The 23,245-nt window shown below is 38.1% G+C and carries 36 protein-coding genes and 1 tRNA gene; 27 read left to right on the top strand and 10 right to left on the bottom strand.

Going from position 1 to position 23,245, the window contains the following annotated elements; all coding sequences use genetic code 11:
* The first annotated feature begins 66 nt into the window (after window positions 1-66).
* The 3 genes from yjbM to BM390_RS06505 are packed head-to-tail and all read left to right on the top strand — an operon-like array spanning window position 67 to window position 2,415.
* On the top strand, window positions 67-708 hold the full coding sequence (yjbM, locus tag BM390_RS06515) for a GTP diphosphokinase (protein ID WP_089853625.1): 642 nt from the start codon (window positions 67-69) through the stop codon (window positions 706-708).
* On the top strand, window positions 705-1,511 hold the full coding sequence (locus BM390_RS06510; protein ID WP_089853564.1) for an NAD kinase: 807 nt from the start codon (window positions 705-707) through the stop codon (window positions 1,509-1,511). The genes yjbM and BM390_RS06510 overlap by 4 nt, the downstream gene beginning before the upstream one ends.
* Window positions 1,483-2,415, top strand: coding sequence for an RluA family pseudouridine synthase (locus BM390_RS06505; RefSeq protein WP_246806770.1), 933 nt, complete (start codon window positions 1,483-1,485; stop codon window positions 2,413-2,415). Before BM390_RS06510 ends, BM390_RS06505 begins: the two co-directional genes overlap by 29 nt.
* A gap of 155 nt (window positions 2,416-2,570) precedes the next feature.
* Here the strand turns inward: BM390_RS06505 and prpE are convergent, their stop codons facing one another.
* The gene (gene prpE / locus BM390_RS06500; RefSeq protein WP_062321232.1) at window positions 2,571-3,323 is read right to left on the bottom strand and encodes a bis(5'-nucleosyl)-tetraphosphatase PrpE; all 753 of its coding nucleotides are present in this window, start codon (window positions 3,321-3,323) and stop codon (window positions 2,571-2,573) included.
* A 215-nt stretch (window positions 3,324-3,538) separates the two neighbouring features.
* On the opposite strand from prpE, the gene BM390_RS06495 reads away from it, so the two are divergent.
* The 5 genes from BM390_RS06495 to BM390_RS06475 all read left to right on the top strand — a co-directional run bounded on the left by BM390_RS06495 (window position 3,539) and on the right by BM390_RS06475 (window position 8,795).
* Window positions 3,539-5,317: a DegV family protein gene (locus tag BM390_RS06495; protein ID WP_177220649.1), complete on the top strand. Its 1,779-nt coding sequence runs from the start codon at window positions 3,539-3,541 to the stop codon at window positions 5,315-5,317.
* Window positions 5,318-5,391: 74 nt separating this feature from the next.
* Window positions 5,392-5,787, top strand: a complete 396-nt coding sequence (locus BM390_RS06490) for a DUF2177 family protein (RefSeq protein WP_062321238.1) — start codon at window positions 5,392-5,394, stop codon at window positions 5,785-5,787.
* Window positions 5,788-6,017: 230 nt separating this feature from the next.
* Window positions 6,018-7,379, top strand: a complete 1,362-nt coding sequence (gene mgtE, locus BM390_RS06485; RefSeq protein WP_089853558.1) for a magnesium transporter — start codon at window positions 6,018-6,020, stop codon at window positions 7,377-7,379.
* Window positions 7,380-7,530: 151 nt separating this feature from the next.
* A complete protein-coding gene (gene fabI / locus BM390_RS06480; RefSeq protein WP_062321240.1) occupies window positions 7,531-8,310 on the top strand; it encodes an enoyl-ACP reductase FabI in 780 nt (259 codons plus the stop codon).
* Between the two features lie 146 nt (window positions 8,311-8,456).
* Complete coding sequence (locus tag BM390_RS06475; RefSeq protein WP_089853554.1) at window positions 8,457-8,795, top strand: hypothetical protein; 339 nt, start codon at window positions 8,457-8,459, stop codon at window positions 8,793-8,795.
* Window positions 8,796-8,826: 31 nt separating this feature from the next.
* Here the strand turns inward: BM390_RS06475 and BM390_RS06470 are convergent, their stop codons facing one another.
* Window positions 8,827-9,276 (bottom strand): CotY/CotZ family spore coat protein, encoded by a 450-nt coding sequence (locus BM390_RS06470; RefSeq protein ID WP_089853552.1) that lies wholly within the window; start codon window positions 9,274-9,276, stop codon window positions 8,827-8,829.
* Window positions 9,277-9,442: 166 nt separating this feature from the next.
* On the opposite strand from BM390_RS06470, the gene BM390_RS06465 reads away from it, so the two are divergent.
* The gene (locus BM390_RS06465; RefSeq protein WP_062321244.1) at window positions 9,443-9,715 is read left to right on the top strand and encodes a hypothetical protein; all 273 of its coding nucleotides are present in this window, start codon (window positions 9,443-9,445) and stop codon (window positions 9,713-9,715) included.
* Window positions 9,716-9,726: 11 nt separating this feature from the next.
* On the opposite strand, the gene BM390_RS06460 is transcribed toward BM390_RS06465, so the two are convergent.
* From BM390_RS06460 to rodA, 4 genes are read right to left on the bottom strand one after another with little or no spacing between them, the layout of a single operon-like run.
* Window positions 9,727-10,362: a DUF421 domain-containing protein gene (locus BM390_RS06460; RefSeq protein ID WP_089853549.1), complete on the bottom strand. Its 636-nt coding sequence runs from the start codon at window positions 10,360-10,362 to the stop codon at window positions 9,727-9,729.
* A gap of 57 nt (window positions 10,363-10,419) precedes the next feature.
* Window positions 10,420-10,845, bottom strand: coding sequence for a GNAT family N-acetyltransferase (locus BM390_RS06455; protein ID WP_062321248.1), 426 nt, complete (start codon window positions 10,843-10,845; stop codon window positions 10,420-10,422).
* 41 nt (window positions 10,846-10,886) lie between these two features.
* Complete coding sequence (gene ftsW, locus BM390_RS06450) at window positions 10,887-11,990, bottom strand: putative lipid II flippase FtsW (RefSeq protein WP_062321249.1); 1,104 nt, start codon at window positions 11,988-11,990, stop codon at window positions 10,887-10,889.
* 10 nt (window positions 11,991-12,000) lie between these two features.
* The gene (gene rodA, locus BM390_RS06445; RefSeq protein ID WP_089853548.1) at window positions 12,001-13,158 is read right to left on the bottom strand and encodes a rod shape-determining protein RodA; all 1,158 of its coding nucleotides are present in this window, start codon (window positions 13,156-13,158) and stop codon (window positions 12,001-12,003) included.
* 175 nt (window positions 13,159-13,333) lie between these two features.
* On the opposite strand from rodA, the gene BM390_RS06440 reads away from it, so the two are divergent.
* Window positions 13,334-13,406: transfer RNA gene (locus BM390_RS06440), tRNA-Val, on the top strand.
* A gap of 17 nt (window positions 13,407-13,423) precedes the next feature.
* Here the strand turns inward: BM390_RS06440 and BM390_RS06435 are convergent.
* From BM390_RS06435 to BM390_RS06430, 3 genes are all read right to left on the bottom strand, one after another.
* The gene (locus BM390_RS06435) at window positions 13,424-14,551 is read right to left on the bottom strand and encodes a site-specific integrase (protein WP_089853545.1); all 1,128 of its coding nucleotides are present in this window, start codon (window positions 14,549-14,551) and stop codon (window positions 13,424-13,426) included.
* A gap of 2 nt (window positions 14,552-14,553) precedes the next feature.
* Window positions 14,554-14,718, bottom strand: coding sequence for a hypothetical protein (locus BM390_RS15415; protein WP_177220648.1), 165 nt, complete (start codon window positions 14,716-14,718; stop codon window positions 14,554-14,556).
* A 72-nt stretch (window positions 14,719-14,790) separates the two neighbouring features.
* Window positions 14,791-15,441, bottom strand: a complete 651-nt coding sequence (locus BM390_RS06430) for a S24 family peptidase (protein WP_246806763.1) — start codon at window positions 15,439-15,441, stop codon at window positions 14,791-14,793.
* A 201-nt stretch (window positions 15,442-15,642) separates the two neighbouring features.
* Here BM390_RS06430 and BM390_RS06425 point away from each other — a divergent pair, with 201 nt between their 5' ends.
* Genes BM390_RS06425 through BM390_RS15410 form a run of 5 tightly spaced genes read left to right on the top strand, consistent with a single transcriptional unit; the run spans window position 15,643 to window position 17,386 of the window.
* On the top strand, window positions 15,643-15,864 hold the full coding sequence (locus BM390_RS06425; protein ID WP_089853540.1) for a hypothetical protein: 222 nt from the start codon (window positions 15,643-15,645) through the stop codon (window positions 15,862-15,864).
* A 1-nt stretch (window position 15,865) separates the two neighbouring features.
* Complete coding sequence (locus BM390_RS06420; RefSeq protein ID WP_089853537.1) at window positions 15,866-16,198, top strand: hypothetical protein; 333 nt, start codon at window positions 15,866-15,868, stop codon at window positions 16,196-16,198.
* The gene (locus BM390_RS06415) at window positions 16,199-16,948 is read left to right on the top strand and encodes a Rha family transcriptional regulator (RefSeq protein WP_089853533.1); all 750 of its coding nucleotides are present in this window, start codon (window positions 16,199-16,201) and stop codon (window positions 16,946-16,948) included.
* Window positions 16,949-17,176: a hypothetical protein gene (locus BM390_RS06410; protein ID WP_089853530.1), complete on the top strand. Its 228-nt coding sequence runs from the start codon at window positions 16,949-16,951 to the stop codon at window positions 17,174-17,176.
* A gap of 45 nt (window positions 17,177-17,221) precedes the next feature.
* Window positions 17,222-17,386, top strand: coding sequence for a hypothetical protein (locus BM390_RS15410; protein WP_177220647.1), 165 nt, complete (start codon window positions 17,222-17,224; stop codon window positions 17,384-17,386).
* On the opposite strand, the gene BM390_RS06405 is transcribed toward BM390_RS15410, so the two are convergent.
* Window positions 17,370-17,681 (bottom strand): hypothetical protein, encoded by a 312-nt coding sequence (locus tag BM390_RS06405; protein WP_089853527.1) that lies wholly within the window; start codon window positions 17,679-17,681, stop codon window positions 17,370-17,372. The genes BM390_RS15410 and BM390_RS06405 overlap by 17 nt on opposite strands.
* Before the next feature lie 57 nt (window positions 17,682-17,738).
* On the opposite strand from BM390_RS06405, the gene BM390_RS06400 reads away from it, so the two are divergent.
* The 12 genes from BM390_RS06400 to BM390_RS06350 all read left to right on the top strand — a co-directional run bounded on the left by BM390_RS06400 (window position 17,739) and on the right by BM390_RS06350 (window position 23,190).
* A complete protein-coding gene (locus BM390_RS06400) occupies window positions 17,739-17,999 on the top strand; it encodes a hypothetical protein (RefSeq protein WP_089853524.1) in 261 nt (86 codons plus the stop codon).
* A 12-nt stretch (window positions 18,000-18,011) separates the two neighbouring features.
* Window positions 18,012-18,260: a hypothetical protein gene (locus BM390_RS06395; protein WP_089853520.1), complete on the top strand. Its 249-nt coding sequence runs from the start codon at window positions 18,012-18,014 to the stop codon at window positions 18,258-18,260.
* The gene (locus BM390_RS06390) at window positions 18,260-18,478 is read left to right on the top strand and encodes a hypothetical protein (RefSeq protein WP_089853517.1); all 219 of its coding nucleotides are present in this window, start codon (window positions 18,260-18,262) and stop codon (window positions 18,476-18,478) included. Before BM390_RS06395 ends, BM390_RS06390 begins: the two co-directional genes overlap by 1 nt.
* Complete coding sequence (locus tag BM390_RS06385; RefSeq protein ID WP_089853515.1) at window positions 18,459-18,704, top strand: hypothetical protein; 246 nt, start codon at window positions 18,459-18,461, stop codon at window positions 18,702-18,704. Before BM390_RS06390 ends, BM390_RS06385 begins: the two co-directional genes overlap by 20 nt.
* A complete protein-coding gene (locus BM390_RS06380; RefSeq protein WP_089853512.1) occupies window positions 18,701-18,976 on the top strand; it encodes a hypothetical protein in 276 nt (91 codons plus the stop codon). The genes BM390_RS06385 and BM390_RS06380 overlap by 4 nt, the downstream gene beginning before the upstream one ends.
* A 75-nt stretch (window positions 18,977-19,051) precedes the next feature.
* Window positions 19,052-19,216, top strand: a complete 165-nt coding sequence (locus tag BM390_RS15405) for a DUF6906 family protein (RefSeq protein ID WP_177220646.1) — start codon at window positions 19,052-19,054, stop codon at window positions 19,214-19,216.
* Between the two features lie 64 nt (window positions 19,217-19,280).
* Complete coding sequence (locus BM390_RS06375; RefSeq protein ID WP_246806764.1) at window positions 19,281-19,667, top strand: replication terminator protein; 387 nt, start codon at window positions 19,281-19,283, stop codon at window positions 19,665-19,667.
* Complete coding sequence (locus BM390_RS06370) at window positions 19,667-20,368, top strand: hypothetical protein (RefSeq protein ID WP_089853509.1); 702 nt, start codon at window positions 19,667-19,669, stop codon at window positions 20,366-20,368. The genes BM390_RS06375 and BM390_RS06370 overlap by 1 nt, the downstream gene beginning before the upstream one ends.
* Before the next feature lie 283 nt (window positions 20,369-20,651).
* Complete coding sequence (locus tag BM390_RS15250; protein WP_089853505.1) at window positions 20,652-21,095, top strand: hypothetical protein; 444 nt, start codon at window positions 20,652-20,654, stop codon at window positions 21,093-21,095.
* 19 nt (window positions 21,096-21,114) lie between these two features.
* On the top strand, window positions 21,115-21,921 hold the full coding sequence (locus BM390_RS15715; protein ID WP_089853501.1) for a phage replisome organizer N-terminal domain-containing protein: 807 nt from the start codon (window positions 21,115-21,117) through the stop codon (window positions 21,919-21,921).
* 16 nt (window positions 21,922-21,937) lie between these two features.
* Window positions 21,938-22,723 carry an ATP-binding protein gene (locus tag BM390_RS06355; protein WP_177220644.1) on the top strand — a complete coding sequence of 262 codons (786 nt, stop codon included), beginning with the start codon at window positions 21,938-21,940 and terminating at the stop codon, window positions 22,721-22,723.
* A gap of 125 nt (window positions 22,724-22,848) precedes the next feature.
* The gene (locus tag BM390_RS06350) at window positions 22,849-23,190 is read left to right on the top strand and encodes an HNH endonuclease (protein ID WP_089853495.1); all 342 of its coding nucleotides are present in this window, start codon (window positions 22,849-22,851) and stop codon (window positions 23,188-23,190) included.
* The last annotated feature ends 55 nt before the right edge of the window (window positions 23,191-23,245 follow it).

The raw sequence follows: 23,245 nt of genomic DNA, 5'->3' as shown, positions 1-23,245 counted from the left end.
AAGGAATATGGTACAATAAGGTTAGAGACATAGATTGACGAAGAGGTGATGGACATGACGGAAGAAATGAATTGGTATCAACTACTTGTCCCTTATACACAAGTGGTCGATGAGCTAAAAGTAAAATTAAGAGGGATGCGCAAACAGTTTGAAATCGAGAAAAAACACTCACCGATTGAACTAGTGACAGGACGAGTAAAGCCTGTCCAAAGTATGTTGGATAAAGCTAGGCGTAAACAATTAAGCGATGACCAAATAGAAGAGGTCTTACAAGATATCGCAGGCGTCAGAGTCGTCTGCCAATTTGTAGATGATATCTACACAATTGTTGACTTATTAAGAAAACGCGATGACTTTCATATTATTGAAGAGAAAGACTACATAAAAAACAAAAAAGACAGCGGATACCGCTCATATCATGTCATTATTAAATATCCTGTCCAAACGATTCACGGAAAAAAGTTTGTGACGGCTGAAATACAAATTAGAACATTAGCTATGAACTTTTGGGCCACTAATGAACATTCTTTGAACTACAAATATAAAGGACAAATACCGGCGGATATAAAAAAACGTTTGAAAAAAGCAGCTGAAGCAGCCTTTCAACTCGATGAGGAGATGGCAAAGATTAAAGATGAAGTCCAAGAAGCACAGTGGATTTTTAATCAAATTAGACCGAAATTTAGGAAGGCGGGGGAGAAGGAATGAAACGATTTGTTGTAACATCTAAAGGTGATGATAAATCGAATGCAATCAAGACCATCCTTGATCAGTACTTAAGTGACTTTGACTTAATTATGGATGAAGAAACACCTGACTTAGTGATCACCGTTGGTGGGGATGGGACGTTTTTACATGCGGTCCATCAATACTTTCACCGATTAGAAGACACGGCTTTTATTGGGGTTCATACCGGTCACTTAGGGTTTTATGCAGACTGGTTACCAGATGAAATCGAGAAATTAGTCATTGAAATTTCAAAAGAGAAATTCGAACTTGTTGAATATCCACTACTAGAAGTAAAAGTTTTTAAAAAACACGCGAAAGAATACAAAAGGTACTTAGCTTTAAATGAAGCAACGGTGCGAAAAATCGAAGGATCTGTCGTGATGGATATTAATATCAATGGAGAACTTTTTGAGCGTTTCAGGGGCGATGGCTTGTGCATGTCTACCCCATCAGGCAGTACGGCTTATAATAAGGCGCTCGGTGGGGCAATTATTCATCCATCGCTTTCAACGATGCAATTAACTGAAATGTCATCGATTAATAATCGGGTTTACCGGACGATTGGCTCGCCCCTTATTTTTCCGAGTCACCATGTGGTGCAATTTAAACCGGTCAATGAAGCGCAAAGCTTTTTGATGACGATTGATCATTTAACGAAATCCGTTGACCATGTAAACTTACTTGAATGTACGGTAGCCAAAGAAAAAATAAAATTTGCGCGATTTCGAACATTCCCGTTCTGGAAACGGGTACATGATTCCTTTATTTCAGATGAACGGTAGTGACAAAATGATTCGATTTATTGTAGAAAAAGAGGGGTTAAATGTCCGTGACTATTTATTATCGGAAGTCCATCTATCACGTCAAACATTAAAAAAGATCAAGTTTCATGGTGGCGCTATTTATGTTAATAATGAGGTGTCTAATGTCAGAACGCCCGTTAAAAAAGGGGATGTGATTGATTGTCTGTTGCCAAAAGAAGAGCGGTCTGCTAGTTTATATCCGGTGGAATTACCGCTTGATCTTGTGTATGAGGACGACTTTATTCTCGTGATTAATAAACCAGCACATTTGCCTGTTGTGCCAACGATCGGTAACAATACGCCTTCACTAGCGCACGGTTTAATTCATTATTACGATCAAAGTCAGTTGCCTTACACGGTCCATATCGTAACGAGACTTGACCAGGATACCTCAGGGTTAGTACTCGTAGCCAAACATCAACTCGCCCATGGTTATTTCCGAGAAATGAAAGTAAAAAGGCGCTATTTAGCTTTAGTTGAGGGAATATTTAGAGATAAGTCTGGGATCCTTACATTACCGATTGGCCGAAAAAACGGTTCTATTATTGAACGCTGTGTGGATGATTTCGGGAAATATGCAGAAACGGATTACCGCGTCGTTGAAGAAAAAGACAACATGAGCTTATTAAATATTGAATTAAAAACGGGACGAACCCACCAAATCCGGGTGCATTTTAGTCATGTACATCATCCGCTCATTGGTGACACATTGTATGGAGGAACGAAACAATATGCCAACAGACAAGCGCTGCATTGTTACCACCTAGCTTTTACACATCCTTATACAAATGAAGCGTTATCATTTACCGCGCCGTGGCCTGATGACTTACCAGGGATTAAAGTAGATGTGTCAACGTTAGCGGCGGCACCTCTTATTGACTGACGTATAAGTGATTAAAGAAGTACTCATTGTATAGGAATCTTTAATTAACGATAATTAAACGACCGCTCAATCAAGCTTTTGATTAAGTGGTCGTTTTACTTTTGAGTAGATGTCGCTCGTTATTTTCATCAGTGATTGTTGGTAGTACTTATAGCTTATTGTGATGGGTCATTAAAATCGGTGAAGCGGTCCGGTTGAAATGGTTGACGTGATGGAACAGACACCATTGTTTGTTCTGGTATACGTATAGCCATTAATTTATTCCCGAAAATACAACCAAGATCAATGTTAACAGTATTGTTAGTTATATACGGTTTGATAACAGGTGTGTGGCCATAAATAACGAGGGTCTTACCACTATGATACGGTGTCCAATCCACTCTAATAGGACGGCCGTCAGGATGGTGCTCTTTCGGTTTAGGACCATATAATACAAAGGCTTTCACATGTTTATTTGTCTCACCAATCATATGATCAAGAATCCCCGCATGACTAACGACCACGTTTAAGTGTTTGTCATAGTAGTAGAGGGGGGCTTGGTCATAAATGGTCATGAATTTTTGTTTAATCGTGGCCTGTTCCTGTTTATTCAGTTGGTTGTATTCCTCAACGGTCGTTTCTAATCCATGTTTAATCTCAACGTTATTGCCGAGGAAATAACGGTATAACTTATTACAATGATTGCCTGGGACATACACCGCTATCTGATCATCGATGACCAGTTGATACACAAGGGTAATCACCTTTAATGAAGCGGGACCTCTGTCAGTTAAGTCACCAACAAAGGCTAAGCGTCGTTGGTCTTTATGAGTGAATCGGCCATTGATTTCTTTGTAACCGAGTTGATCAATCAATTCAACTAACTCATCGTAACATCCGTGAACATCCCCAATGACATCCAGTGCCATATCATCGCCTCACTTTCTTTTCTAAGTATCACTTGACTAACGATCCTTTAGTATTTTACCATATTTATCGTGAGTTATTCACGAGGAGCGATCGAACATGTAGTTTAACAATAAATAAAAACGGGAATAACCTAGATGAATTAACAAGATAGTTTTTACAAAAATTAAACAGTCTTGTTAATATTTTTACGTCAAGAGTTAACAGGGGGACGATGATGGATACTATTACACACGAAACACTTTACCAGAGTTTACTTAACGGGGCAAAAGAAGTCATGCATAACCGGATGTTTCTAAATAAAATAAATGTCTTTCCGGTCGCAGATGGTGATACTGGCAGTAATCTTTTTTCCACGATGCAAAGTATTGTCTTTCATGCTGAATTAAAAGAAGATGCGAAATCAACGTTAGAATCCATTGCTGATTCAGCTATTATTGGCGCAAGAGGGAACTCAGGTTTGATTTTCGCCCAATATTTCCAAGGGCTAAGCGAAGCGATGAAAAATGATACGGATATCACAAAAGAAGCTTTTATTGCAGCAAGTAAGGCAGGAATGGACTTTGCCTATCAGGCGATTGAAGAACCGGTTGAAGGGACGATGCTAACGATTATGAAGGCGTTCCATGAAGCTCTTAACCAGGCCAATCAACAGATCAGTGCCTTTGATGTCTTGATTGAAAATGCATTAGCCCAAGTGGATATTGCGGTCGATCATACGACGGATCAACTAAAAATTCTCAAGCAATCATCCGTTGTTGATTCAGGCGCTAAAGGGTTTGCTTATTTTGTAAAAGGATTTTTAGATGGCTTAAAAGGTAAAATGATCATTGATGATGCACTGACAAGTGAAGAAGTCTTACCAGCAATCGAACATGAACACGAAGAAGCAGCCCTACATTACCGGTATTGTACCGAAGCCCTTATTGAAAAAACAACAGATTTACCAGATTTAAAAAAGGTTCTGCATGACTTAGGTGATTCCATTGTCCAAGTCAACGGCAAACAAAAGGTGCGTGTGCATGTTCATACGAATGAACCGAGTGAGATGTTTAAACGGTTAAGTCATTACGGTAAAATACTAGAACAGAAAGTAGATGATATGGTCGGTCAATATAACCGGATCCATCACAGAAAGTACCAAACCGTGATTGTGACAGACTCCATCGCAGATTTACCACAAGAGATTATTGATGATGAGCAAGTTCATGTGGTTCACTTATCCATTCTTGTTGGAGATGAATCGTATTTAGATAAGTTAACCGTTTCAAATGAACGACTGTTTGAACTTGCTAAAGAAAAAAAGACCCATCCAACGTCGTCTCAACCGACAATTAAAAGTATTGAGAATACGTATCGCTATTTACTCTCATACTATGATAATATCATCGTCTTTACGGTCGCAAGTGCCTTAAGTGGGACATACAATGTGTTTAAGAAAGCAGCGACTAACTTTACTCATGAACAATCACGTATTCATGTGATTGATACGAAACAAAACTCTGTCGCAGAAGGTTTGCTAGTGTGGGAAGCGGTTCAACGATTAAAAGAAAAAACACCGGTTGAACAATTAATCGCAGCGACAAAGCAATCGATTAAACGGTCTAAAATTTTAGTCAAAATCAATACGCTCGACAATATGATTGCTTCAGGTCGTTTAAGTGTGAGGGCTGGCTCTTTGGCGAAAAAAGTCGGATTACGTCCGATTATCACCCTAGATGATAGGGGGGATGGTGGCATATTTAAAATTGCTTTCCATCCTGATAAAGCTTTAAAGAAAATTTTAAAACAAGTAAAAAATCTAGATGAGACAAAAGGGATTCAACATTATGCCGTCACCTATGTCGATGATCGGTCACTTGGAGAAGCTTTTTCCGAAGCATTAACTCAGACGTTAAATAGACCACCTGTCTATATGACAAAGAGTTCAGGCATTATCGCGATGGGCGCAGGTAAAGGCGCCGTTGCTGTTAGTTATATTACGAAAGACGAATAAATAAAGAAAAGAGAACCAACAGACAAACCATAAGTATCAGCAACACCAATCACTTATAAAAAAGGAGAGATTCGATGCGTTTTTTCATTATATATCTTATTACGTTTGCAGTCTTTATTGTGATTGATTTGATATGGTTAGGCTTCATTGCAAAAAATTTGTATCAAGAGCATATCGGATTTATTATGAGTAAAAAGCCCAACTGGGTAGCGGCGATTGTGTTTTATCTCATTTTCATTTTTGGTTTAGTCTATTTTGTCATTAATCCAGCGCTTGATTCAGGTAGCTTTGTCGAGGCGTTACTACGCGGGATGTTGTTTGGGTTTATCACCTACTCGACATACGATTTAACAAATCTTGCGACACTTGAAGGATGGCCAATCAAAATTACGATTATTGATTTAATTTGGGGGACGTCTTTAGGTGGTTTGGTCTCAAGTATCAGTTTCTTGTTAGCACAATATTTATAATCTTACTAATCGATTAGAAAGGTACGTATACATGAACAACTATGTATGTATACCTTTTGTCGTCTTAGTAGAGATAGCCTCAGTGTGATTAAAATAGTCTCTGATGTTTATAGGTAGGAAAAAGAGGGAAAACATGTTAAAGTGTTTTCTTTTCTTTTTTTCAACCTAGAAGTTATGCTAAAATGAAGTGTTAGAAAAGATAAAGAAATACGGGTAAGGAGGGCATTCTTGTGGAAAAATTAGATCAAGATGAAAAAGAACCATTATATACAGAGATTGAAGAGGCGCTAGCCATAGAAGACATTCATCGCTTTCGCGATGAGTTTTTGGACATGCACCCGTATGATCAATCTGAATTATTTGAGGAGTTAAATGAAACTGAGCGGCATTTGGTTTATAGCTACTTATCACCAGAGGAAATGGCCGATGTCATTGAACATATCGACAAAGACCGCGTTGGAGATGTGATTACCGAAATGAACCCGACGTATGCGGCTGAAGTTTTAGCTGAAGTGGCAACGGATGATGCGGTCGATATATTAAATGACTTAGACAAAGATAAAGTCGCTAGTTACTTAACTATTATGGAAGAAGAAGCAGCGGATGAGATTAAAGATTTGTTGCACTATGAAGAGAAAACCGCTGGTAGTATTATGACAACAGAATTCGTCGTAGTAACGACGGAGATGAATGTTAAACAAGCCATGCGTCATTTACGCCAAGAGGCACCTGATGCTGAGACGATTTATTATATTTATGTCGTTGACCAAGACCGCAAACTAGTAGGGGTTATTTCATTGCGTGATCTCATTATTGCCGATGGCGCCGAAATTATTGAAGATTTGATGAGTGACCGAATTGTATCGGTTTCTGTTGGGGATGACCAAGAACAAATTGCACAAATGATGCGTGACTATGATTTCTTAGCGCTACCAGTTGTTGATTTTCAACATCATTTACTCGGTATTATTACCGTCGATGATATTATGGACGTTATGGAAGAAGAAGCCAATGATGATTACTCAAAACTTGCCGGTGTTGACGTTGATGCCGCAGAATTAACTTCGATTCAAGCCGCGAAGAATCGGTTACCTTGGTTGATTATTCTCATGTTTTTAGGATTGTTTACAGCCAGTATTATTGGCCGTTTCGAAGCGACGTTAGATCAAGTGGCGCTTCTGGCGATTTTCTTACCGTTGATTGCCGGTATGGCAGGGAATACAGGGACTCAAGCACTTGCCGTTGCCGTACGTGGTATAGCCACAGGTGAGTTTCAAAAGCAGGGCCTATCTAAAATCGTTATGCGTGAGTTAACGACGGGTGTGATTATAGGTGTCACTTGCGGCTTGTCAATTTGGGGGATTATCTATATCTGGCAAGGGACACTCTTTTTAGGGTTCGTTGTTGGTTTATCGATTATGACGACGCTACTAGTGGCGACTGTCTCAGGTGCGCTTGTCCCGCTATTGATGCACTACTTTAAAGTCGATCCTGCTGTCGCTTCAGGGCCATTTATTACGACGATTAACGATATCATTTCAGTCGTGATATATTTCGGTTTAGCGACCATGTTTATGCAATTTTTAATTTAGCCAACGATTTAGCAAAGTAAACATATAAGCCATGTTCAGAATAGAGGCGGATGCCTCTATTTTTTTAGAAAAAAAGATTGCCAAATGACGGGGAATTCGTTAATATAGTACTAGGTACTAATAACACGTAATAAAACCGGAGGTTATTTATATGAATTTTTCTTTAGAAGGACGCACCTATGTCATCATGGGTGTAGCAAATAAACGCTCATTAGCTTGGGGAATTGCGAAGGCACTTGACGAGGCAGGGGCTAATCTTATCTTTACCTACTTAAGTCCACGCTTTGAAAAATCCGTACGCGAGCTAGCAGCAACGTTAAATCAGGACGTTCAACATTTCTATGAATGTGATGTCAGTGACGATCAGTCAATTGATCAAGCATTTGAGAACATCAAAACAGATGTTGGGGTTATCCATGGTTTAGCGCATTGTATCGCTTTTGCGGATAAAGACGATTTAAAAGGTGAATTTAAACAAACAAGTCGAGAAGGATTTTTAACGGCACATAATATTAGTGCCTACTCATTGGTTGCGGTATCACGTGCAGCGGAGCCATTAATGACAGAAGGCGGTAGTATTGTGACACTGACGTACCTTGGTGGAGAGCGTGTCGTTCAAAACTATAACATTATGGGTGTAGCTAAAGCGAGCCTAGATGCATCAATGAAGTATTTAGCTAATGATTTAGGTAAACAAAATATTCGTATTAACGCCATTTCAGCTGGACCTATTCGTACCTTATCAGCAAAAGGTGTTGGCGACTTTAATACAATCTTAAAAGATATTGAAGAAAAAGCGCCACTTAGACGGACAGTCACTCAAGAGGAAGTTGGATCAAATGCTTATTATTTACTCAGTGATTTATCTAGTGGTGTGACAGGTGAAATTATTCATGTTGATTCTGGCTACAGCATTTTAGGTTTAGTTTAATAAGTATTTCCTATTTTTAATAATGATAGACAGAAAGCTTAACCGGTTTGGGTTAGGCTTTTTGCGTTTGATCAAACAAAATCCTTTAAATAACCGCATCTCCACTTTACAGTCTGCATAGACTGATGGTGAGGAGGGGAAAGGTAATGAAAAAAAAACGGGTATCATTAAACCAATTAGAGACATTGGATCAATATATAAAAGCGTCGCATCAAGAATCGGTAGTGGAAGAAGTAGCCTTACGGCCACTGAAAGATCATGTTGAATTAGAAAATGAACGTGTGATACAAGAATTAGCAACCTTAGTAAAACCGACGCGTTTAAACTTAAAACATGAAGTCAAGTTAAAGCTATTTAATGGTGAGGAGATGATAGGGGTACCAGTGTCATTAGACGAAAAATCACTCCTATTCGATTCATTAAGAAAACAGGTGACAGTACCATTATCTGATATTGAGTCATGCCGTATTTTAGGCATAAAATAACCCCACAATGTTGAGTTGTGGGGTTTTCAACTTAAAGGGCACGAATAGCTGGTAAACATGTAATATGGCAAAAACACTCAGGATCCACAGTAATACAAACACCAGTCCCACGTAATTTTTCTGTTTTTTGTTCAACAGGCGAAACGGGATCAAGTGCTTCTTGACATTGGTCACGTAACAGTTCTAATATGCAACAATGACGGTCGACTGATTTTACTCGGAAGTAGTAGCTTGAGAAGACATGTTCAATTTTTTTCGGCTTAGCCCCATAGCCTTTGAACGGTTGACAGTTACGGCAGTATAATAACACGGGTACAGTATCGTAGTGACAGCCCTCTTGATGTGAGCCGAATAAATCTGATATCGATTGTTCACAGCTCGAATCACAATGACAAGGACCGAGTTTATTTTGTGCTTCAGCAATTTCGCGCAAGACATTTGTTACGCAGTGATCGCCTTCAAATGAAGTTCCACAAGCCATAAGAAAACTCCTCTCTCTTTCAATTAACCATTAAGGTTACTGATAGTATATGAAGTGGCCAGAGAAGTGTGTGTATAGTCAAAAAAGTTTCTTTTTTAAAAGAATCGGGTATAATGTAATTAACAGAAGATTTAAATTTTATGTCTATAAAAAGGGGATGACAGCTATGGGTTATGTACTTCCGATTGATCAATATGTCTATCAAGCTTACCATAACCGCGTCATTGGCCAAGAAGTTGAGCCGTTTAAGCTTGATCAACTCGAACGAGTGCCATCGATTGAGGGAAAGCATCACTCAGGTCAATCGATTGACCGGCATCTTTTCCATCAAGCGAAGAAAGATAAAGCGCAAGTATTTGACCGTGAAAAAAAATCACCCCTTCAGAAATTACAACAAGACCTTACTGGAAAAGGACAATACATTGATGCCTTTATTTAATAGCTATGAGCCTAACGCCACTGGATGGCTAACGGCTCATTTTTTGTATATTCACAGCTAAAAATATTCTCGTAATCAGTGATGCCTTGTTGTTTAAGCGTACGTTTTAACCAGATGTCATCTTTACCGAGGACGCGTAAGTTATTATAAATAATTTCACCATCATTAATTAAATTAACTGGTAATACTTTTATGGGATCTGATTTTTTTAAGACAGATATTGTCCCATCAGTTTCTAAAATAGCAACATTAACATCTTTTATTTGAAAAACATCTTTCATGCGAAGTAAATGCTGGAGTTGATTAAAATCGAGCCGATTTCGCTTCATCATCTCACGGTCGATTTTACCATTTTCTATAATGATATCGGGTTTCCCTTCTAAAAAATGACGAGTTCCCTTATATTTTTGCGTAACAATCTCGATAATCATCATCAGCCCCCCCCAGATAAATAAGGCGAACATCACCTGTAACAAATTCGTTTCTGGATCATACAGTGCGTTACCAACGAATTCCCCGAGTATGAGAGCCGAAATAAAATCAAAGGCGGTGAGTTGCCTGATTTGTGTCTTGCCTAAAACTTTTGTGACAAACAGTAATAAGATAAACCCGAAGCTTGTCTTTAAAAACAGCTCGAACCATAACATGAAAAATCCCTCCCTAGCTTGATATTATAACCAAGACAGAGAGGGAATATGCTTCTATTAAGATAATGTTTTTTCCATCGCAACGTGGGCAATAGTTGCTTCGTAAAAGACATCAGAGGTAATCGTATACCCAAGCCGTTGGTAAAACCCTGTCGCATGTTTTTGTGCATGTAAGGTGCTTATCGTTAGCCCAGCGTCTCTCATAAATGTTTCTGTTTTAAGCATGAGCTTTTTTCCGAGATGTTGACCACGATAAGCTTTTAATACGGCCATTCGTTGAATCTTACCTCTATTGTTATTCGGTGTAAACCTAAGACAAGCAACAGGTTGGTCGTTGACATACCCAACGATATGTGTGGCAATCTTATCTAATTCGTCTCGTTCAATTGATGCGTCGACGCCTTGTTCTTTAACAAATACGTCGTGACGAACAAAGAAGCCGTCTTGTTTTTGTTGTTCAGTTGTAGCTTTGATGATGTTCATAGTTATTCCTCCCACACTCTATCGGGTAGTAAAAGCGAGCATTAGCTCACTGTTTTTTTACGTCCTGATACATTTATTAATAGACCTGATGCCACCATCATAATGACGAGAGAAGTCCCGCCGTAACTGATAAAAGGTAACGGAATCCCGGTAATGGGCATTAGACCAGACATCGCGCCAAGGTTGATGATCGCTTGAATAATGATTTGAAAAGTAATCCCAATCCCAAGTAACCGGTAATAATCATTGTGAGCTTCGTTGGCGATTTTAATCCCACGGAATAAAATGATTAGATAACAGCCGACAACAATGGTGATCCCGATCACCCCGAGTTCCTCTACAATGACGGACATGATGAAGTCGGTATGAGCCTCTGGTAAATAGCCGAGTTTTTGAACGCTATTTCCAAGTCCAGCACCGAATAAGCCACCAGTGGCGATGGAAACGTATGAACTAGCGAGTTGATAACCCGCCCCTTGTAAATCTTCAAAAGGTTTCATGAAAGAGGTGATCCGCTGGAGACGGTATGGTTCAGCAATAGCGAAAAGCGTAGCAAGTCCAGCGCCTGTCAGTATTAATCCTATGATATGTCTGAATTTTACGCCGCTAAAAATAATAATGGCTCCACAGATAGCCAGTAAATGAATAGTGGTTCCAAGGTCAGGCTGCGCCATAATAAAGCCAGCAACAATTGCAAATAAAATAAGTGGAGGCATGACGCCGTAAAAGAATTTATCAAAGTACTCTTTTCGCTGGGAGTAGAACTTGGCAAAATAGATAACCATAAATATTTTAACGATTTCTGATGGTTGAAAGACAACGCCTAAATTCACCCAACGTCTCGAACCATTACGAACGACACCGAGTTGTGGTGTTAAGACAAGAATAAGTAACACGACACTAATGAGAATAAGCCAAGGGCTTATTCTACCTGCAAATTTTAATGAGACGAAGCTACTAATAAACATCAGTACAAGACCGGCAATAAAAAAGATCAGTTGGCGTTTGAAAAAGTGTAAGCCGTCATTGTAATCAAGTTCTCCTAGTGTATAACTAGATGTATACACCATGATCAGTCCAAAGATGGATAAAGTGACAATGGCACTGATTAATATAAAATCAAATTGTTTTATTCTTTCTAACATAAACACCCCTCTATTCTTCTCCATCATTTCCAAACATATATGTTTTCGTTCGGAGATGAACACTCGTGACGAGTCCAATCGCTAACATATTCGTCAACAGTGCACTGCCGCCGTAACTGACAAAAGGTAAGGCTAAACCAGTAATGGGCATTAAACCAATGGTCATCCCGATGTTTTGAAAGATTTGAAATGTTAATAACGCAATGACACCGACACAAATGTACATGCCAAATAATGAATTGGCATGTAGAGCAATCGTGATAATCCGGTAAATGAGTAAAAAGAATAATACTACGACCAGACTTGTCCCGATAAAGCCGAACTCTTCACCGATGACCGCAAAAATAAAATCCGTATGCGCCTCGGGAATATGTCCACTTTGGACTTGATAGCCTTCTTTAAAACCTGAGCCTGATAATTGACCGGAACCTATACCGAGTAAGGCTTGTTGAAGCTGATAACCAAAACCACGTGAATAACCTTCCGGGTCGAGCCAGCCATAAATTCGAGCCATTTGGTGAGAAGCAACGAAGCGTTCTAATATGTCTCGTTGATATAGAAATAAATAGACAAGCGCCGCGAACCCAGTAAGGCCTGTCGCAACGAGAATACCTAACAGTTTCAGTGATAAGCTAGAAATTAATAGTAACGCGGTTACTGAAAAAAGAATCATCAATGTGGTACCTAAATCGGGTTGTTGCCAAATAAGATACAACGGAATCATCGTAAAAAGTAGTATTTTAGCTAACACCCAAAGACTAGGCTTGAAATCTAACCGATACTTTCCAATTTTACTGAGAATCATCGCAATATGTAAGACGAGAAATATTTTCATGAACTCAGATGGCTGAATTTCGGTAACTTTCACATCAATCCAGCGCTGTGAACCATTACGTTCAACGCCGATAAATTCAACTAAAACAAGTAAGAAAATACCGCCTAAATAAAACAGCCATGTCCATTTTTCTAACAGTTCAAAGTCAAAAAAAGCGACGACCATCATGACAATCAGTCCTAAGAAGATAAAGACAAGTTGGCGTTTAATAAAAAAAGTAGGGTCTCCGGAAGCATATTGACCAGATCCGCTATAAATCGCTAGTAAGCTGATCGTGAATAAACAGCCTAAAATAAAAACAATCGTATAATCGATTGGGAGTTTCTTCTGCATAACCATTCCTCATTTTCTAATGAATTGCTTGTTTTAAAAATACATCTTCACCTATCATACCAAAAAAGTGAAGGGTTGTGGGGAGTCATCGGAATCATTTTGTTAAAAAAGTTGTTGACAAACACGTCTACTTTTTATATGATTTACTTACGGTTTTTTTAACCGCTATAATTTTGACTTCGTAGCTCAGTTGGGAGAGCATCACCTTGACAGGGTGGGGGTCGCTGGTTCGAGCCCAGTCGAAGTCACTAGAGCGACAAGAGGTTTACTTCTTCGTCGCTTTCGTTTTATCCCCATTGACCACATTTTGACCACGTAGATAATTTGAGAACTTTTCAGCGGATGCCGATTGCATATCTGGCATGACGTGAGAATACGTATCTAATGTGATTGATACTTTACTGTGTCCTAATCGTTCACTAACGACTTTAGGGTTTTCACCGAGTTTTAACATCAAAGTTGCGTGAGTGTGACGTAGATCGTGGAAGCGTATCTTTGTCACATTACATTTATCTAACAACGTGTTAAAATTACGTAAGAGATTACGCGGATGGTACGGTGTACCAATCGACGTGCTGACGACCAAATCAGTCTCAAACGCTTTTTTAATACGATGTTTCTTTAGCTCTAACATTTCAGCAGATGTTAGGGCTATTTGTCTTTTAGACCCCTTTGTTTTAGGCTCTTGAATCTTCATCTCGTTGTTAACAAGTACTAAGTTTTGCGTGACGTGTATCTTGTTATTGTCAAAGTCAATATCTTTCCATCGCAAGCCTAATATTTCTCCTCGCCTCATGCCGGTGTAAATGGCCAAATAATATATGATATACGTATCATAATCTTTAGCTAACTCCAAAAACGTATTAACTTCTTCTAGTGTCCACGTATGCATTTCTTTCGCTTTTGGTATCGGTGCGTCAACTTTATCCATAATGTTAACTTTAATGTAGTCGTAACGATGCGCATATTTAAATATAGAAGATATTAAGTTATGCAACGTACGCACAAAACTTGTTGTGAGTTGTTCTTCAATCAGTCCATTATAAAAATTTTGGACGTGAATCGGTTTAATATCTTTTATTTTCATCTTACCTAGACGATCCTTTATTCGGTTGTTATAAGATGATAAACGGTTTTCATACGTTGATTCTCGCATCTTGTTTTTAGCTACAACCTCAAAATATTCCTGTGCAATCTTATCAAACGTCTCTTTTGTTACTTCTACATAGCTACTATCAACAACTTCACTTTCTACTTTAGCTGCTGCCAACTCTGCTTCTTTCTTTGTTTTAAATCCAGATGTTGTTTTCTGTCGTCGTCTACCATTCACCGGATCAATACCCGTATCTACTGTGTACGACCATGTTTTACCTCGCTTACGTATATAAGCCATGATTAGCCCTCCTTATACACTGTGATGACTTCTTTCTTTTCAATGCATTGTAATTCTCCAATCAGTTTGTTACCTTCCATGTAAACTCTTGAATATACCGGTATTTCGACTAAACCTTTCTTTCTATACTCTTTTTCTCTTTTGTATTTTTCAATACTTGTACTCATAATATCTACTCCTTTGTTTTAAAAAAGGCAGGTGATCAGCCTGCCTTATTAAATTATTTAGCGCTAAGTAATTTAATCTAACTCTACAATATAAACAACAACTTTACCGTGTATGACCAAGTTTTCGTTATTATCACTTGTGACATAGTCGTAAAAACGTTTGTCGTGCGAATCTGGTCTAAAGATGATTCTGTTGTCATCTCTAAAGTACTTTTTAACCGAATAATCGTGATTGTCTGAGTAGACTACAATGTCGCCATCTTTCAGTAAATTACAGTCAGTCGGCTTAATAGCGATGATGGAGCCGTGTGGAATAATCTTGTTCATTGACTCTCCATTGATGCGCATCATGTAAATGTCGCTATCTCCTGCCCATTTTCCCATGATAGAGTCTGGAACGCTTATCTTTTCAGCGTGATCTATGCCGTCGACCGTCAAAGGTAGTCCGGCGCTTATCGATGTTGGTAGGTAGTTGTATTGGCTGGATATTGTGTAAGCCGATTTTTTTTCAGCTACTTTATTACCTTCCTCTACTAAATCTTCTATTTTTACCCCTAATGTGTTAGCTACTTTCAAAACGCTATCTATAGAAGCTCTTTCTAAATCCCTGTCAATGAAAGATTTGATTGTAGTATACGGAACTCCAGCAGCTTTAGAAAACTGACTTATATTTTTGTACCGACTTCTTAAAATCATATCTTCTAATCTCTTTCCTTTACCCATATTGTCACCTCCCTTTTTTTAGTGTTTCGTTACGATATTTCGTAACTAATCTAATCTTATCATTAAATGTTTATGATGTAAAGAATTTAAATACGACAAAATGTAATTTTTTTAATAAATATCATTGACAAGTTACGACATGTAGTTTAATGTTGTAATTGTAAGTTACGACACATCGTAAATGGGAAGGAGTTGAACTTTATGTACCCAAACTTAAACGCAGAACTAGCTAGAAGAAACATCAAACGGACTGACATAGCGAAAGATTTGTTTAATGGTCGGACCGCTACAGTTTCCGACAAATTAAATGGGCGATATCCCCTTCAGTTATCGGAAGCGATAAAAATAAAAAAGAGGTATTTCCCTGAATTAGAATTAGGTTATTTATTCGAACCTGAAAAGGAATTGGAGGAGGTGAAATAAATTGAGTAATTTCAGTATCAATTTTTCCGATGAAGAACAATACAAGAAATTTATTCAATCCATTAAGGATGAAGTTATTCAAGAGATTCAACCGAGAACAGTATACAACCCGTCTTGGATAAATGTAAGACAGGACATGGAGAATCGATTCCATAGCGATTATAACGACAATTGCGGTCATTGGCATAACAACCAACAATCTATTTATGCGGTTTTTAGATTAGCTTTTCAAAAGCGATCAATCAAAGATTTGAATGACGTTGACGGCACAAAGATTAAATCTCTACACGATGAATTATTCCAACTTATTGATAAATACCGGGAGGGAAATTAAATGAATCAATTAGAAAAAACGTTAACAAGTTTAGAAGTAGCTGAAATGGTAGATCGAGAGCACAAAGAAGTCTTGAGAGATATCCGCAACATACTTAGTCAAATAGGAGAGAGCAAAATTGCGCTGTCCTATTTTATAGAATCAACGTATCAAAATTCTCAAAACAAACATTTGCCATGTTACAACCTCACAAAAAAAGGTTGCGAACTTTATTCAACACGAATGACAGGAGAGAAAGGAACACAATTCGCTGTCGCTTACATCGAACGTTTTAACAAGATGGAAAACCACATTAAACAAAATGAGATAAACACATCAAGTTTAAGTCCTGAACTACAAATGTTCAATGGTTTATTTCAGTCTTTGGCCAAACAAGAACTGGCTACGAAACAGTTAGAAACAAAAGTTGATGGTATTCGTGATGTAGTTGCGCTTAACACTACAGACTGGCGAAAAGATGCGCGTCAATTAATCAGTAAGATAGCTCAATCTCGCGGCGGATTCGATGCATATAAAGAAGTTAATAACGAGATTTATAAAGAAGTTGAACGCAGGGGCGGTTATCAATTAAGTGTGAGACTAACCAATAAACGTAGACGTTTAGCTGATGAAGGAGTTAGTAAATCAAAACGTGACAAGCTTAGCAAAGTGGATGTAATCGCAGACGACAAACGTATAACCGAGATCTATGTAGCTGTGGTTAAGGAGTTTGCAATTAAAAACGGTGTAACTATCAAGGAGGCAAATTAAATGTTTAAAACAGTTGAACTAGTATTACTTGAAAATCACGCAAATGTAGCTATTGATTACGATGAAAATAACGACGTATACAATCTTACTCTTATCGAGTATGACAGTGAGACAACAGGAGACGCAACGACTTACGACATTAAAAACAAAGCTGTTGTTCAATTGGAAAAAGAGCAAATCAAAGAAGTTATCAGAACGCTTGAGTACAGCTTAGTTATAGAAGATTAATTAAAGTGTTGACCAACATTAATTGAACGAAAGGAAGCGATCTAAATGGAAAAGGGCAGAAAAGAATCCTCGCAAGTTGCTCGAACAACTAGCAAGGATTTTGAAGAGTATACAAACGGAAAAATCACTTTGAATGAACAAAGAAAGAAATACGGATTAAAAGAAATCAAAGATGACTTTGCAGATGAATACGTTAAAAAAGATAAATAGAATAATCAGCTAACGTACTTCTGTCCTTTAATAAATATAAAGGTTCATATTTCATATTTAACTCTTTACAAATATCAGGTGTTAACAAAAGCATTTCTTCGTGATCAATATCTAATACATTTCGTAACTTTAAGCTATGAGCTAATTCTAAAGATGAAATCTTATTGGAATTTTCACCAGCAAAGATCATGTCATATTTGTCGATTAAATTCCTTAAATCATTTTCAGAATTAATCGATTTTGATTCAAGTCTTAAATTAATTAGTTGGTTCATTATTATTTCGTTTTTATTCATATTTTCACCTCCTATCTTTTTTGATAGAAACATTATAACAGAAAGGAGTTGGTAAACATGATTCGCGTTGAAGTTGATCCGGAGTTTATAGAGAAAGAATTTAAAGCCGCGCTTAAAAAACGTTTAGATGAGCTAGAATCTGAAAAAGTCTTTTGGGATATGAAGACACTCGCTCAAAAGACGAGCATGTCAATCAGTCACCTAGAAAAGCATGTGATTTATCAGCCGGGATTTCCACTGCATCGTGTAGGTAAGAAGCGGATTTTCCCCGCCAAGGAAGCACAAGAGTTTTTACTCGATTGGGTTAAAAATTATTAGGAGGTTATTCAAATGAATAGATACCAGGATTTAATTGATCGCATGGATAAATGGGAAAACGGTCATTTAGTCGTCGATGGAAGCGGAGTATTGAAGTTACAACGTAAGTCTGATGATGAGATTGTCACTATTCACAGAGATAGCAAGATTGAAGTATTTAACGAAAACAGATTTGAAAAGCACAGCTATGAAACGTTACTGACTGTTACCGACGAAGACGGATATCCTGCCTACGCAGGTCATTACACGAGGGTCAAATGATGATAGATCACACGGATATCTTAGATAATTTCAACGCATTAAACAGCAGAAAAAAACACATGTTTCATTATCATTTATTAAGCACGATGTCTTTATTCGTTGAATCTCTGTCTCGCACTGGAGATACAGCAAGCGCAGAACAAATTATGTATTTTATTGATGCGGCAATTGAAGATGCTAAAAACGGAGGGATAAGTAATGTACAACGTACTAACTAACATTGATGGATTTTTAAAAAAGTTTGAAGAAAGGTTTGAAGAAGTAAAAGCATGTAACAACTTACGTATTAGAGATTATCGAATTCAAGCGCTTATGACAGACATTGAACGTGCGTTTGATATTCCGATAGCTGACAGAGCGAAACGAGAAGCGTTTAAAGTAGGATTTCCGGAAGTGTGGGATTTGTATCAACGAGTTTCTAAAGAGCGGTGGCCAAATCAATGAGCTTTATGACTTACATCGCTTTTACGGCTTTTACCGCTTCGTTGATAATCGCTTCAATCACAATTGCGCTAGCTTTGAAGATTGGTAGCACTCGCAACATTAATAAAGTATTGATAGATCAGATAGGCGCCCACATCGAATGCACAAACCTATTGATTGAAAAACAATACATCGAAGGTAACTATGAAGCGCTTAACAAGTTACTAGTCAATCAATTAACGAATTACAGGGATATAAGAAAATTACTGAAGGAGGACAAACATGAATATTAAAGTATCGTTTTGGACGCGGTTAAGCAAGAAACAACAACTTAGTCTACTGATGAAGCGGAAGGGAGGTGAGATCTAATGAAGCATGGTAAGAAGCCAAATAGGCAGCAAAAACTATTAATGAGTAAATACAAGATTGATAGCAGTAATTGGCTAGTCGTTAAGAATCTAAACGATGAGTTAGTCGTGAGTCATCGTGAAACAGGCAGATTAAGAACGTTAGGCAAGTCAGTTATGCAATAAAAAAGAACCTTACAAAGTAAGGCCTTTAACCAACTAAATTATAACACGAAAGGGTGTAAATGCAATGGATGAAATGATTGTTGATTTAAATGACTTTGCTGACGGAGCATTAGCAGAACGTTTTAACTATGAATTGAAAAACCTGCTCCAAAACATTGCGGATCCTAACACGGACCCGAAGAAGAAACGTAAGTTACAAATCGTTTTAACGTTAACATCGAATGAAAAGCGTGAAATCGCTGAAGTAGATATTGATGTTAAAACAACACCGGCACCAAGATTGTCATTAGGTTCTACCTTGGTTATGGATAGAGATGAAGCGGGTTATGCAACCGCAGCGGAATTGAAAAGCGGTGTGAAGGACCAGACATATTTTGATTCAGAGGATGGTCGCATCAAGGACGACCGTGGCGGGGTTATCGACTTTAAAGCACAGGGAGGAAGTAAATAATGATTAAACAAGCTATGCAATATATCTCAGAGTTAAGTAACAAGAAGGTATTAGACGTTAATAATCAAAAATACGCAACAGGATCTATGCAAGTACTCAGTAAGCCCACGGTTAAAACTATCACCGTGCAAAGTTTATCCGGTTTAGTAGATTATATTGAAACGAATTTTGATTCACTAGAAAAAGTATTAATACACGTCGTAGATCCGCAGACCGTTCGTGTCATGACCGAACATAACGAAGATATGAATCGACAAATTTATTTAGAAGCTAAAGCATTCGTTCCTGCGTTTAATTTTAATTATTTTTATGATGCGGAATCATTCAACATTAAGCTGCAGTCCGTTTTCGTGAAGAACGAAGATAGAGACATTGTTTTAAAAGTGGTAGGCAATCTTCGTGAGGAAAACGTTAAATCCATCGGTGATGACGGTGTTAGTCAGTCTGTATCTGCCAAAGTAGGCATTGCAACGGTAGCGGATGTTAGAGTACCTAATCCAGTGTTATTGGCTCCATACCGAACGTTCTCGGAAGTCTCGCAACCGGAATCAAATTTTGTTTTACGTATGCGTGACGGTGGCGAATGCGCTCTATTTGAAGCGGATGGTGGTGCTTGGCAACTAAATGCTATGGATTCGATTAAATATCACCTGCAGTACAAATTAAAAGATATTGATGTGCATGTAGATATTATCTCGTAATTAAAACAGGGGCCTTCAATTGAAAGCCCCTTACCCAAGAATAGTGATGCCACAACATCACTTAACACGATTATACATGAAAATAGTTCGAGGTGATAGAGTGTCAAAACAACGTCGTTTAAAAATATTGTCAGAGATAGATCATCTCAATGACAACTTTTGCAATAATTGCGAGTACTCTCAATTATCCTCGACAAAACAATGTAAAGGTTGTCCTGTATTTAAACAATTGAACGATCTAGGTAATCAGTTGTGTATAACGAGACAAAGGAGCGGTAAACCAATGACAGTAACCAACTTGAGCGACAAAGACTTAGAAAAAACTACGTCACTAAGAGATCAAGGTAAAACATACAGAGAAATAGCTGAACATTTTGGAATAAAAATGACCACACTATACGACAAACATAAAAAGTTTTTGCGTAAGGCCGACAAAAAAGAGCGAAGTAATCAATCTGAAGCTAGTGATAAAAAGGATGGTTACGACCAACTGAAGAAAGATTACGAAAAGATTAAAAGCGAGCATGAAGAAGCGTTGGGATTAATAAACGCAACGGCCGAAGAAAACGCTGAACTACAAGAAGAATTGAAACGCAGCAAAGAGATGTACAAAACTCTTAGTTCGCAGCAAACCATCCAAGTTACACAATGTAATTGTAGTGGATCGGACGTCACTAAGCATCTAGAAGCATTGTTACATCATTACTTATCAGAGACGTTGAAATAACTGGATTGGAGTGTTTGACATGGCGAAAAGGTATTATTGGCTGAAGCTTAAAAAAGATTTCTTTGACCAAAAAGAAATTAAGCGCCTTAGACGTTTAGCCGGCGGAGATACGTACACGATCATTTACTTAAAGTTATTGCTTAAGTCGATGAACACGGATGGAAAAATCTATTTTGATGGTATAGGCGATGACTTTTCAGACGAACTATCTTTAGAAATTGACGAGGATAGCGAGAACATAAAAATGACTTTAGCGTACTTGCAATCAAAAGGACTTTTAGAAGTTGTAGACGAGAATGAATATTATTTAAGTGATATTCCAATTTTACTTGGCTCGGAGACAGATAAAGCTGCAATGATGCGGAATTTGAGAAACAAGAGAAAGAAGAATCAAATAGAGAGCGGGGAACAAGAAACCAAAAAGAGTAACAATGTTACTAAAGAGTTACCGGACAGTTACACAGAGAAAGAGATAGAGAAAGAGAAAGAGAAAGAGATAGAGAAAGAAAATAATGTCGTTGCCATCATTGTTTCATTTTGGGATAACAATGGATTTGGGTTTAATAACATCCAAGCAAAAGAATCACTGCTGAAATGGCTTGATGATTCTAAATTTAAAGAACCAAGTGACATGATCCTAAAAGCATTAGAGATTGCATCCGCTTCAAACATAAGAAATTTACGATATGTAGAGGGTATCTTGAAGAACTGGGAAAACTCAAACATCCTAACTGTTGAAGAAATTGAAAGCAACGGTAAGAAGCCTAAGAAAGAAGCGGAGAAGAAAGACAAATACGAAGACATGTACGATGACATGGACTTTTGATAGGAGTGATCAACAAGTGAAGAGTTTAAAAGATTTCTTGGAGGAAATTGACTTCAAAGTACTTGAAGAGTATGACTGTGACGGTTGTGGTGAGAAGAAAGTTAGAAAAGTTGAAGCGGTTATCCATGCAGGACCACGCAAAGGCGAAAAAGAAATAGGTCTACTCGGTTGTAAATGTGCAGACAGAGCTATGGCCGAAAAACTTATCAAAGATGTTAATAAAAAACAAGCGGCTAGAAACTTGATGAATAAGTTTGCTAAGTACAGCTTGATAAACGAGTCACTGGAATCCGCTTCATTTGAAAACTATGAAACTACTAACGAAGCGCAAACACAAGCTAAGAGTGTCGCTGTTAATTATGTTAAGAACTTTCCTAACGTGGGCAACTTGCTATTTAGCGGTAATTATGGCACCGGGAAGAGTCACTTGTCTGTGTCAATTACAAAAGAGTTAATCAATAACGGTCATAACTGTATTTTTATCAGTTTCCCGAAGCTCATTACAAAAATTAAAGATTCGTTTAATAATGACTCGGTAAGCGAGGATGAAATTATCCGACTGATGAAACAAGTTGATTTACTGGTCATTGACGACCTGGGTGCCGAACATAAAACGCCATGGACGACATCAAGGCTATTTGAAATCATTGATGATCGTGCGGGTAAGCCGACAGTATTCACGACTAACCTTGAAGCGGCCGAGTTAAAAGACTGGGTTGGAGATAGAATTTTCTCTCGAATCATGAACGATACGCAGAGAGTTAAGCTAGATAGTTTTGATTACCGGCGATTGAAGAAATAGGGAGGGTTATTTCATGCAAGGAGTTATAAACTTCAAACCTAGAATAAACAAAGATTGTAGAAATGTTTTAGATAAGTACCCGCTTCTATGCCAGGAAGTTGGATTGACAAAGGAGGACCTTAATCATGACGTTCAGCCCTTACAGCAAACAATCTCAACTAGGAAGTAAGCGCAAGAAAACAAACCGTAACTTCTCACCAGCAGTTAAACAAGCAATATTCGAACGAGACGGCTATAAATGCGTGAAGTGCGGTAAAGGCATCATCGAGAGTGTACCGCACCACATCACTTATAAGTCGCAAGGCGGAACTGGCGAGAAACGGAATGGCGTGACGGTATGTAGAGCATGTCATGATTGGTCGCACGGTTTAAAGATAGGGCCATATCACGAACCTGCACATTTAGGTCGTAAATGGTTTGAGAGTTGGCGAGAACGACGTCTAGATCAGGACGGTAACTATTTATGAAAATCTACGTTTTGGAAAAGACCATCAGAACAAGAAGCGGTGAAATATTACAAGT

It is taken from the genome of Halolactibacillus miurensis (genome assembly GCF_900116255.1).
Taxonomy (GTDB): Bacteria; Bacillota; Bacilli; order Bacillales; family Amphibacillaceae; genus Halolactibacillus; species Halolactibacillus miurensis.
Note: the sequence above shows the minus strand (reverse complement) of the source record. Positions and strands in the feature narration are given on the sequence as shown.